This is a genomic window from Saonia flava (assembly GCF_011927795.1).
In the GTDB taxonomy this organism is placed as follows: domain Bacteria; phylum Bacteroidota; class Bacteroidia; order Flavobacteriales; family Flavobacteriaceae; genus Saonia; species Saonia flava.
Window position 1 is genome coordinate 1,401,406 of record NZ_JAATJJ010000001.1, and the last position, 12,093, is coordinate 1,413,498.

The following is a 12,093-nucleotide window of genomic DNA, read 5'->3' on the forward strand; positions in this document are numbered from 1 at the left end:
ATTTTATATTTTGGTGCAAACTACCTGATTATCAAACTCTAAGCTTACCATGTTATATTCTTCTAGCGTTTTGTCCTTATTAGCTTTGGTATAAAACGCCTTAAAATTGTTGAACTTTTCCGTTAAACTGTCAACCCCTCCAAGATTCACCACAAAATTTTCCATTCGGAATTTAAGTTGGTACTTATCCACATCATCAATGTGTATACCAATCACATTTTTACGTAAAAATTCATCAGAATTTATGTGTTTTAGAATAACATAAACATCCTCCAAACTTTCACCTGTGATTTTCCCAGTAATTATAGGAACCCTTGCTGAATGATATTTGGATAACGGCATGCGTTTTCCTTCATCATCCACATAAAATTTTGTAATCCCCTCAACTCTTCCGATTGGTCGCCTTTGAACAATTTTTGACGTAAGTTCACCATCCACAGTAAGATAAACTTGGGCACTTTTCACCATTTCATTGGCCTCTATGACCTTTTCTATAGTATTCAAAACTAATTTTTCTTTGGTGATGTTTTTAAGGCTCCCATAATTTTGTATTAACAATTTATTAACCGACTCATTTGTTAGGTATAAATTATCAATTCCAACAAACTCTATTTTTAAGTCCTTGATTTCCTTGTTTTTACTTCTATTATTGGTAAAGGCATAAAGACCACTTACAATAATCAGAAGAAATACCATTTTAAAAATGTTCCAATTAAATCGCATTTTCAAATTCTTTTTTTATTAGTGATACTTCCAACCCAATATCGCCAGCCCCCATAGTGACCAGAACGTCTGGTTTTTGTTTTTTTATTTCTTCAATTAAGTCCTTTTTAAGGACAAGCTTTTTATTCTTGTTATCAATTTTATCTAATAACCATTTTGAGTTAACCCCTTCTACTGGCAGCTCCCTTGCAGGATAAATATCTAATAATAGAACACTATCAAATTTTGCCAAACTCAAGGCAAAATCAGCTACAAAATCCTTAGTTCTAGAGAATAAATGAGGTTGAAAAATAGCCAACACTTTCTTATTGGGGTGCATTTCTGAAATAGCCTCATAAACGGCATTGATTTCTGTAGGGTGATGCGCATAATCATCTATAAAAATGAAGGCATCATCCTTAATTTGATAAGAAAACCTACGTTGCACTCCTTTGAAGGATTCCAAGGCATCTACAAGACGATTCAAAGGGGAACCAGCTTGAATCGCCATTGCAAAAGCTACTAAGGCATTCAACAAATTATGCCTTCCTGGCTTATTGAATTTAACCCCATTAAGACTAGTTTCTGGGGTTTCCAAATCAAAAATGTAGGTGCCATGTTCTATTTTCAAATGTCGAATACAATAATCCGAATCATCTTCTATTCCATATGTTATTCCTTTCAATGGCAATCCTTTTCTAATAAAAAGCTTCCCATTTGGCTTTATTTTACCTGCAAAATCCTCGAAAGATTTCTTTAATTCATCGGAATTACCATAAATGTCCAAATGATCGGCATCCATAGAAGTTATACATGCAACATTTGGAGATAGCCTTAAAAATGAACGGTCGAATTCATCTGCCTCCACAACAGAATATTCATTTCCTTCAAATAAAAAATTACTATTAAAATCTTCCGAAATCCCCCCCAAAAATGCCGTTAATGGAGTTCCTGTTTCCTTAAGCAAATGTGCCAAGATGCTAGAAGTGGTAGTTTTTCCATGCGTTCCTGCAACCGCAAAGCAAAATGTATCCTTGGTAATAATTCCCAAAACTTCTGACCGTTTTTTGACCTTAAACCCATTTTTCAAAAAATAGCAAAGCTCGCTATGCTCTTTTGGAACCGCTGGCGTATAAACTATAAGTGTGTTCTTTGGATTTAAATATTCTTTGGATACCGACCCCATATAATCATTATAATGAATATCAATTCCAATACTCTCTAAACTTTCCGTTAACGGGGTTTTAGTCTTATCATAGCCTGCAACATTCTTCTCAATAAATTTAAAATATTTGGCCAGGGCGGACATACCAATACCTCCTATACCAATGAAATAGACGCTATGTATATCTTTTAAGTTCATGATGCCTTTAGCAATTTCTCTATTTGATCTACAATATGTTTTGTAGCCCTTGGCAATGCCAGTCGTTTTATATTATTAGCTAATTCCTCTTGTTTGCTTTTTGATATATATACATCCGAAAAAAAAGGTTCGAACTCATTTTCCAAATCCTTTTCCTTAATCATTAATGCCGCATTTTCTTTAACTAGAGCTTCAGCATTTTTTGTTTGATGGTCTTCCGCTACATTGGGAGACGGTATAAAAATTGCCGGTTTCCCAGCTATACAAAGTTCAGAAACGGAACCTGCCCCTGCTCTTGAGATAATAATGTCGGCAGCAGAATATGCATAATCCATTCTGTCCAAAAAAGGCAAAACTTTTATCTTATTTGAGTCATATTTTTTATAAGACTCATAATATAACTTACCACATTGCCATATAACTTGTAGGTCAAAAGTTTCAAAAAATTCTAGCTTTTGCTCTATCAATTGATTAATTCTCCTTGCGCCAAGACTACCTCCCAAGACCAATAAGGTTGTTTTATTTACATCCAAGCCAAAGAATTCAACAGCTTCTTTCGCAACACTCCTATTTTCAACCAAATCGGATCTAACAGGGTTTCCTGTCTTAACAATTTTATCAGCAGGAAAAAACACCTCCATTCCGTCATAGGCCACACATATTGTCTGTGCTTTTTTTGAAAGTAGCTTATTGGTAATTCCTGCGAAAGAATTCTGTTCCTGTAAAATACAGGGAATTCCTTTTTGAGAGGCTACTTTTAAAAGAGGTCCACTGGCAAAGCCCCCAGTGCCAATTACAGCATGCGGTTTAAACTTTGCTACTATGTTCCTTGCCTTTATCAAACTACTTATTAATTTTATTGGAAACATTATATTTTTTAGGGTTAGTTTCCTTTGCAACCCACTAATCCACAAACCCTCTATCTTATAACCTGCTTGGGGCACTTTCTCCATTTCCATTCTATCCTTTGCTCCAACAAATAGAAATTCAGCCTCCGGATATCTCTCTTTTAACTCATTTGCTATGGCAATGGCAGGATAAATATGTCCGCCAGTACCTCCTCCAGAGAGTATAAACCTATAATTGCCCACTCAAAACTTCTAAAGGGTTCGTCTCATCCATCTCCATACTTTGTATTTCAGAAGATGTTCTTTTAATACTGGCACTTAAAACAACTCCAATAGCCAAACAGGTCATCCAAATCGATGTGCCACCCATACTAATCAGTGGCAAGGGTTGACCCGTTACCGGAAAAAGTTGAACAGCTACCGCCATATTAATCAATGCCTGAAAGACAATAGGAAGGCCTACACCCACAACCAACAACTTACCAAAAATGGTCTGGTTTGCATTGGCAACCACTACAATTCTAAACAACAACAACAAATAGAAAAACATGAGTGTAAACCCTCCAATTAGTCCGTATTCTTCAACAATTATGGCATATATAAAATCCGATGAACTCTGCGGCAGAAAGTTTTTCATGACACTCTTCCCCGCTCCATTCCCTATTAAACCCCCGCTTGCTATGGCTATTTTTGCCCTTTCAATTTGATAATCCGCCTCAGTATCTTCAGAATTTGAAAAACTTTCAATTCTGCTCATCCAGGTATCCACTCGGTTCGGAAATAAATCTGGTAAAGCTTTCGCTGTCAACACAAACAAGGTCAATCCCAACAACCCAGCACCAACTATTCCCATTAAATATTTTATGGGATATCCACCTAAAAAGCACAATACCAACACCATAAAAAAGATTATGGCAGCTGTGGAAAAATTTGCTGGTAAAATCAAAACAATTACTAAAAAAACCGGAATCCATAGAGGCAGTATACTTTCTGAAAAAGTAATTACTTTATCTTTTATTTTGGTTAAATACCTGGCCACATAAATCATTAATACAACGGAAGCCAATGTTGATGCTTGAAATGTAAATCCCACTATAGGCAAACGTATCCAACGACTGGTATTGGTAGCACCCGAGCTAGAACCCTGTGCCAATGTGTAGACTAATAATATTAAAACAACGGGCATTGCTATTAAGGACAGTCCCTTAAAAAAATGTGTGGGAACTTTATGTACACCATAAATAATTCCAAAACCCAAAAACAAAAACAAGGCATGCTTTACCAAATAACCCATGGTAGTACCATTGCCCACAACATAGACTAAATTGCTACTTGCACTATAAACAGGCAAAAAGGAAAACAATGCCAAAAGGGCAACCACACCCCATATAGCCTTATCCCCTTTTATATTTTTAAAGAATTTCATCATTCCTTATAAACTTTTTACTGCCTCTTTAAATTGGTCCCCTCTGTCCTCGTAACTATTAAAGAGGTCAAAACTTGCACATGCTGGTGACAACAATACGGTGTCCCCTCTTTCTGCTATTTTATATGCAACTTTTATAGCCTCTTCCATTGCATAGGTTTCCACAATTAAATCCACCACATTTCCAAAAACGTCCACTATTTTGGAATTATCCATGCCTAAACAAATAATTGCTTTCACTTTCTCGCGGACCAATGGCATTAATTCCATATAATTATTGCCCTTATCCACACCTCCAACAATCCAAACAGTAGGAGAACTCATACTATCCAAAGCATAATATGTCGCATTTACATTTGTTGCTTTAGAATCGTTTATATATTGAACATGATGTATTTTTAAAACTTTCTCCAACCTATGTGGCGCTCCTTGAAAATTTTCAATACTCTGGCGTATGGTTTCTTTTCTAATGCCTACCAATTTAGCCGCCATTGATGCTGCCATCGTATTTTTAAGGTTATGTCTTCCTTCTAAAGCCAATTTGTCCGTAGTCATCATTGTAGTCTCTCCTTTAATATTAATTCTAATTTCATTGTTTACTAAACATGCTCCTTCTCCTACTTCCTTCTCAATAGAAAAAGGCAACAATTTTGATTGAATAGGGTTTTCGTCCAACCATTTTACCAACACCTCATCATCTGTATCATAAATAAGATAATCATGGTTATCTTGGTTTTTTGTTATCAAAAATTTGGATTCAATATAGTTTTCAAACTTATAGCCATATCTATCCAAGTGGTCCGGCGTTATGTTGGTAATAATGGCTATATGGGGCTTAAAATCTACTATACCATCCAGTTGAAAACTACTGATTTCCAAAACATAGAAATCAAAATTGTTTTCTGCCACCATCTTGGCGTAACTATCACCAATGTTACCTGCCATACCTACATTAAAACCACCTTCTTCCAAAATATGGTTCGTCAACATAGTTGTGGTGGTTTTTCCATTACTCCCTGTAATTCCTATAATAGTGGCATCCGTATATTTGGATGCAAACTCTATTTCAGAAATAACGGGAATTCCTTTCTCAATAATTCTGAGAACCAAAGGGACTGTGTCCGGAATTCCAGGGCTTTTCATAACAACATCAGCATTCAATATTCTATCTTCCGTATGCTGTTGTTCCTCCCAATCAATCTCAAAATGTTCAAGAACTTTTTTGTACTTATCTTTTATTTCTCCTTTATCAGAAACAAAAACCTCAAATCCTTTGTTCCGTCCTAAAATAGCTGTACCAACACCACTTTCTCCACCTCCCAATATTACCAACCGAGCCATTTATCTCACTTTTAATGTCACAAATGTCACAATGGCCAATAGGATTCCAACAATCCAAAATCGTACAACTATCTTACTTTCGTGATATCCCTTTTTCTGATAATGGTGATGAAGTGGTGCCATTAAAAAAATACGCTGCCCTTCACCTAATTTTTTCTTTGTATACTTAAAATACCCAACCTGTAGCATCACAGAAATAGACTCAGCGAAGAAAATCCCACACAAAACAGGTATCAATAATTCTTTTCTAACAATTATAGCTATGACCGCAATGATTCCTCCAATTGTCAAACTCCCCGTATCTCCCATAAACACCTGTGCCGGAAAAGCATTGTACCATAGAAAACCCACCAATGCTCCAACAAAAGCCGTAATAAAAACAACCAATTCCCCGGCCATTGGTATGTAAAAAATATCGAGATATTCGGAAAAAATAACGTTACCTGAGACCCACGCAAAAATACCTAGGGTAAGAACTATAATTGCGGATGTTCCAGCAGCCAGCCCATCAATGCCATCGGTTAAGTTGGCTCCATTTGAAACTGCCGTTATAATTATGATTACTATCGGAATAAAAATCAGCCAGGCATACTTTTCTAGACCATCCCCTGCCCAGGAAATTAAATCTGCATAATCAAATTCATTGTTCTTAAAAAATGGAACTGTCGTTTTTGTAGATTTCACCTCTTGACCAGGAATTTCTTCCACGGTAAATTCTTGTGTGATTATAGTCTTACTTTGCTCTTTCATTGTCACCTGCGGATGAAGGTAAAGCGTTGCGCCAACCATTAATCCCAAGACCACTTGACCCATAATCTTAAAGCGACCTTTAAGACCTTGTTTATCCTTTTTAAACACTTTTATATAATCATCAACAAAACCGATAATACCCATCCAAACGGTAGTAATAATCAATAAAACCACATATACATTATCCAGTTTGGCAAATAAAAGCACCGGAATCAAAGTTGCCATGATGATTATTAAACCCCCCATTGTTGGGGTCCCTGCTTTTTGTTTTTGACCTTCCAATCCAAGGTCTCTAACTGTTTCCCCAATTTGTTTACGTCTTAGGAAAAGAATTATTTTTTTTCCAAATACTGTTGCAATTATTAATGACAATAACACAGACAAGGCGGCCCTAAATGTTAAGAACTGGAAAAGTCCAGCTCCTGGCAGCTGATATTGTTTTTCCAAATATTCAAATAAGTAGTATAACATAATTGCTAACCTGTCAAGGTCATTTATTTAAACTAGTCAATAATTCCTTTACAATCTTAAAATCATCAAAATCCGTTCGTTCACCGTTTGTTTCCTGATAGGTCTCATGCCCTTTTCCGGCCACAAGAATAATATCATTGCCAACTGCCAATTGACAGGCTGTTTTTATGGCCTGTTCGCGATTCTCGATGGAGAGTATTTTTTTTATATTTTGGGGCTCTACACCTGCTTCCATTTCTTCAATTATCAGGGCTGCAGATTCCGTACGGGGGTTATCTGATGTGAAAATTGTCTTATTGCTCATTTCTGAAGCGATATGACCCATAACCGGGCGCTTAGACTTATCTCTGTCACCACCACACCCCACTACGGTGATAACATTTTCATTTCCAGTCCTCAATGCATTGATAGTATCAAGTACATTTTTAAGCGCATCCGGCGTATGGGCATAATCAACAATTGCCGTTATTTTTTCTTTAGATATATAATATTGAAATCTTCCGTCCACATTTTCCAATTCACTCAGAAGGCGGAGTGTTTCCATTTTTTCCAACCCCAACAAATCAGCCGTTGCATAAATTGCCAACATGTTATAGGCATTAAAGTCTCCTATTAATTTTGACCATAATTCATTGTCATCAATCTTTAAAAGTTGACCATGAAACTGATTTTCCAAAATATTTGCCCTATAATCTGCATAGGTCTTTAAAGCATAGGTATACTTCTTGGCCTTGGTATTTTGCAACATTACCAAACCATTCTTATCATCAATATTGGAAAGGGCAAACGCCTTTTTTGGAAGATTATCGAACAATTTTTTCTTGGTATCCCTATACTCAGCAAAGGTCTTATGATAATCCAAATGATCATGGGATAGATTTGTAAAAATTGCCCCTTCAAAGACCAAGCCCTCTGTTCTTTTTTGGTGGATTCCATGCGAGCTCACCTCCATAAAACAAAATTCCACGCCTGCATCATTCATTAAACTTAAATGTTTGTTTATAACCAATGCATCTGGAGTAGTGTGGGACGTAGCATATTGTTCATCGTCCACCATAATTTTTATTGTGGAAATTAATCCAACCTTATACCCAGCCCTTTTGAACAATTGATACAAAAGGCTACTGACAGTAGTTTTTCCATTGGTACCGGTAACAGCCACCAGCTTCAAATTTTTAGATGGATTTCCATAGAAATTTGAAGCCATAATAGCTAAAGCTTTTGCTCCATTATCAACCTCAAGATAGGTAACACCATTTACCATGTTTTTGGGCAATTCTTCACATACAATGGCCTTGGCTCCTGCATCAACGGTTTTGGCTATGTACTTATGGCCATCTGTAACTGTTCCTTTTATAGCCACAAAGACATCGTCCATTCCTACTTTTCTAGAATCAAAGCATATGGTATTTACCATTGTATTTGTAGTTCCACTTACTGCAGAAAGACCAACTCCATATAATATGTCTTTAAGCAACATCACGATAGTTCCAATACTATTTTTTTAACCTTATTCAAATCTGTTCCCTGGGATATAGATTGTTCTTTTACTTTTCCGTTTCCTTTGACCTCAACTTTTAATCCTAAATTTTCAAGAATGGAAACAGCATCCATTCCGCTCATACCTTTTACATTGGGCATAGTGCTGTACTTTTTTTGAGCTTCCGCATAGTATCCCTCATACTTTAATTCCAACTCATTGTTTTGGGGCTTTAGAAACTCCACTTCATCTGTCTTTGGAGAAATAGTATATATTTTCTGGGCAATTGATTTAAAAACCGGACCGGAAACATCGGCACCATAATATCCAACGCCCCTATCGGGCTCATGAATCACTACAATGCAAGAATATTTTGGATTGTCTGCTGGAAAATACCCAGCAAAAGATGAAATGTATTTTAACTTATCCGGATCCTTAGAAACATAGTTTTTCTGCGTAGTGCCTGTTTTTCCTGCCATTGAAAAATTTTCAGTATACAATCCATGCCCAGTTCCATGTTTTTTTTCGACCACATTCTTTAGCAACTGCTTTACCTTTCCAGCCGTTTCTTTGGAACAAATAGATGAATTGATAACCTCCTTATCAAACTTCAGAATGGTCTTGTTCCATTCCTTGACCTCTTTAATCAATCGAGGTCTTAACATTTCACCATCATTGGCAATGGCATTATAAAAAGAAAGTGTTTGCAATGGGGTTAAGGACACTTCATAGCCATGGGACATCCAAGCCAAAGAAATACCGGACCATCCCTTATCTCCTGGATATCTTATAACTGGCGCACCCTCCCCTTTAATGGGCATTCCCAATTCTTTATGAAGACCCATATTCATTAGCCTATTCACAAACTTTTCTGGGTTCTCCTTATAATTATTATGAATCATTTTAGCAAAAGCCGTGTTAGAGGATACTTCAAAAGCTTTAGAAAGAGAAATCTCTCCATATCCTCCCCATTTAGAATCTCTTACAGTTCTATCATACACCTTAAATCTTCCTTTTTCGGTATCAAGTACAGTACTGGTATCCACTACTTTATCCTCTAAAGCGGCAACCATGGACATTAGCTTAAATGTTGAGCCGGGTTCATGGGATTCTCCTACCGCATAGTTTAGCCTTTCATAATATTTACCCTCTGCCGTTCTTCCTAAATTGGAAATAGCCTTTACTTCTCCTGTTTTAGTCTCCATGACAATGACACAACCATGGTCTGCTTTATAATGTTCCAATTGCCTCAACAAAGCGTGATGTGCAATATCCTGAATATTAATATTAATAGTAGAAACCACATCATAGCCATCCTTAGGTTCCACAATATTGTCCAACCCAATAGGCTTCCATTGTCCTTTAGCAATTTTCTGCTTTAAACGTTTACCCTCAACACCTCTTAAGTATTGCCCAAAAGCCCCTTCCAGTCCAACTCTGGTATAATATCCATTTTCATCCACGCGTTCATAGCCAACACTACGTTCAGCAATTTTTCCCAAAGGATGCTCTCGAACGATTTTTTGCTCCGCAATAAAACCCCCTCTATTAGGCCCCTTCTTAAAAAGAGGAAATGTTTTCACTTTTATATAGTCAGAATAGTCAAGATTTCTAGCAATAAGGGCGTATCTATTTTTGTTGACTTTTGCTTTTCTTAAAATTTGTTCGTAATAAGAAGACGGTTTACTTAGCAATTTGGAGAGCTCATTGGAAAGCGGTCTGATGTTTTCCTCAAAATCAACATCTTTAACAGTTTCAGCATCAAAACGAATTGTATATCTGGATACCGAAGTTGCCAATAGGCTACCATCATCTGAATACAGATTACCCCTATTGGGTTCTATGGTAAACATCCTTTCTGTACGCTGCATGGCCAAATTCTTGTACTTATCACCATCCACCATTTGTATCCTCGTCATTTTAAATACCACAGCAAAAGCAAAGACAAAAAGAAATCCTGCCACTATATATAATCTGGTCAATATTTTTTTTTCTGTTACTGCCACTATTCTATTGCCTTAACCTTTATTTTTTTTGGTGGAGTTTCTGACGGGTACAAACCCTTTGCCTCCACAACTTGCATTACTTTGGATTCCAATTTTAATCTTTGAACATCACCACGGGTATCCACAAACTCACTTCGTAATTCTTTCACCTCTTCATTTAATGCCGCTATTTGATGTACTTTTTTATCTGCACTATGGGAACTTGCAATCATCACCACTGCCAAAAAGGAAAAGAAAAAAATGAACAGCCAATTTTTTGGGGCATCTCCACTTATTAAAAACTTTCCTTTTAATATGTCCAATAGTCCTTTTTTCATTTTCTATATTCTTTCAGCTATTCTCAGTTTAGCACTTCGAGCTCTATTATTTAATTTTATTTCTTCAGCTGATGGAGTAACCAACCCTCCTACTTTTTTAAAGGGCACATTAACATTACCATAAAAATCTTTCTCAGCCTCTCCCTCAAATTTACCTTCCCGAACAAATCTTTTTACCAACCTATCTTCCAAGGAGTGATAGCTTAAAATGCTCAATCTCCCTCCTTTATTAATTAAATCCGGTGTCTGTAGCAAGAATTCCTTTATTACCTGAATTTCTTGATTTACCTCAATACGAATGGCCTGATATATCTGGGCCAAAATTTTATGCTCTTTAAACTTTGGCAAAAACCTTTGCAACACCTTTTTTAATTCCTCAGTAGTCTTTATTGGGGACTCTTCCCTGTACTCCACTATTGTTTTTGACAAAGCATTGGCATTTCTTAAATCCCCGTACTCAAAAAAAACCTTTCTTAAATCATCATAGGAATATTGGTTTACCACTTGAAAAGCGGAAACACTATTTTTTTTACTCATTCTCATATCCAAATCAGCATCAAACCTTGTGGAAAAACCACGTTCCGCTTTATCAAATTGATGAGAAGAAACCCCAAAATCTGCTAGGATTCCATCTACTTTCCGAATGCCATAGAACTTTAAAAACTGAGTTATGTACCTAAAATTTTCATTAATCAGGGTAAACCTTTCATCTTTCAAGGCATTTTGCAACGCATCTTCATCTTGGTCAAATGCATATAGCTTGCCTTCATTGCCCAGCCTTTTCAATATTTCTTTAGAATGCCCTCCACCGCCAAAGGTCACATCCACGTACACTCCATTTTGCTTTATGCCTAGACCATCTACAGTCTCTTTGAGCAATACTGGACTATGGTAACTCATCGGCTTCTGTCTTCTTACTTCCCATGGACTCCTCTGCCATTTTAGCTACCTCCTCATCTGACACATTTATGGTTTCTTCATATCCATCCTTGTCCCAAACTTCAATAAAACCAACAGAACAGGTCAAAACCACTTCTTTACTGATACCAGCAAATTCTACTAAGTTTTTTGGGATTTGCAATCTTCCCGTACCATCTATTTCAACAGGTGCCAAACCAGCCGTATAAATCCTAAAAAAAGTATTGTTTACTTTATCAAAACTATTCTGCTCCCTTAACTGCTTGCTTATATCGTTCCAGTACTCCATTGGATGTAGTTCCAAACAACGTTGAAACATTGATCTCTTAAGAACAAAGCCGTCATTAAGCACAGGTGCCAGCTGTTTTTTTAGCACAGTTGGCAACATAATCCTACCTTTGGTATCGGCTTTACAATTAAATTGTCCTATGAGATTAATCACTGAATATGAATGGCTTTAGCTTTAATAAC

At 36.6% G+C, this 12,093-nt stretch carries 11 protein-coding genes; all 11 read right to left on the reverse strand.

What is annotated here, in order from left to right; translation table 11 throughout:
- Window positions 1-3: 3 nt before the first annotated feature.
- Genes GGR42_RS06235 through GGR42_RS06285 form a run of 11 tightly spaced genes read right to left on the reverse strand, consistent with a single transcriptional unit; the run spans window position 4 to window position 12,064 of the window.
- Window positions 4-723 (reverse strand): cell division protein FtsQ/DivIB, encoded by a 720-nt coding sequence (locus GGR42_RS06235; RefSeq protein WP_167961970.1) that lies wholly within the window; start codon window positions 721-723, stop codon window positions 4-6.
- Entirely contained in the window at window positions 713-2,065 is a 1,353-nt protein-coding gene (murC, locus tag GGR42_RS06240) for a UDP-N-acetylmuramate--L-alanine ligase (protein ID WP_167961972.1), read from the reverse strand. Before murC ends, GGR42_RS06235 begins: the two co-directional genes overlap by 11 nt.
- On the reverse strand, window positions 2,062-3,156 hold the full coding sequence (murG, locus tag GGR42_RS06245) for an undecaprenyldiphospho-muramoylpentapeptide beta-N-acetylglucosaminyltransferase (protein WP_167961974.1): 1,095 nt from the start codon (window positions 3,154-3,156) through the stop codon (window positions 2,062-2,064). The genes murC and murG overlap by 4 nt, the downstream gene beginning before the upstream one ends.
- Entirely contained in the window at window positions 3,143-4,342 is a 1,200-nt protein-coding gene (locus tag GGR42_RS06250; protein ID WP_167961976.1) for an FtsW/RodA/SpoVE family cell cycle protein, read from the reverse strand. The genes murG and GGR42_RS06250 overlap by 14 nt, the downstream gene beginning before the upstream one ends.
- 3 nt (window positions 4,343-4,345) lie before the next feature.
- Window positions 4,346-5,680, reverse strand: coding sequence for a UDP-N-acetylmuramoyl-L-alanine--D-glutamate ligase (gene murD, locus GGR42_RS06255; RefSeq protein WP_167961979.1), 1,335 nt, complete (start codon window positions 5,678-5,680; stop codon window positions 4,346-4,348).
- A complete protein-coding gene (gene mraY, locus GGR42_RS06260) occupies window positions 5,681-6,901 on the reverse strand; it encodes a phospho-N-acetylmuramoyl-pentapeptide-transferase (RefSeq protein WP_167961981.1) in 1,221 nt (406 codons plus the stop codon).
- Window positions 6,902-6,920: 19 nt separating this feature from the next.
- Window positions 6,921-8,384 carry a UDP-N-acetylmuramoyl-L-alanyl-D-glutamate--2,6-diaminopimelate ligase gene (locus GGR42_RS06265; protein WP_167961983.1) on the reverse strand — a complete coding sequence of 488 codons (1,464 nt, stop codon included), beginning with the start codon at window positions 8,382-8,384 and terminating at the stop codon, window positions 6,921-6,923.
- On the reverse strand, window positions 8,381-10,387 hold the full coding sequence (locus GGR42_RS06270; RefSeq protein WP_167961985.1) for a penicillin-binding protein: 2,007 nt from the start codon (window positions 10,385-10,387) through the stop codon (window positions 8,381-8,383). The genes GGR42_RS06265 and GGR42_RS06270 overlap by 4 nt, the downstream gene beginning before the upstream one ends.
- Window positions 10,387-10,704, reverse strand: a complete 318-nt coding sequence (locus GGR42_RS06275; protein ID WP_167961987.1) for an FtsL-like putative cell division protein — start codon at window positions 10,702-10,704, stop codon at window positions 10,387-10,389. Before GGR42_RS06275 ends, GGR42_RS06270 begins: the two co-directional genes overlap by 1 nt.
- A gap of 3 nt (window positions 10,705-10,707) precedes the next feature.
- Entirely contained in the window at window positions 10,708-11,604 is an 897-nt protein-coding gene (gene rsmH, locus GGR42_RS06280) for a 16S rRNA (cytosine(1402)-N(4))-methyltransferase RsmH (protein WP_167961989.1), read from the reverse strand.
- Window positions 11,591-12,064 carry a division/cell wall cluster transcriptional repressor MraZ gene (locus tag GGR42_RS06285; RefSeq protein ID WP_167961991.1) on the reverse strand — a complete coding sequence of 158 codons (474 nt, stop codon included), beginning with the start codon at window positions 12,062-12,064 and terminating at the stop codon, window positions 11,591-11,593. Before GGR42_RS06285 ends, rsmH begins: the two co-directional genes overlap by 14 nt.
- Window positions 12,065-12,093 lie beyond the last annotated feature (29 nt).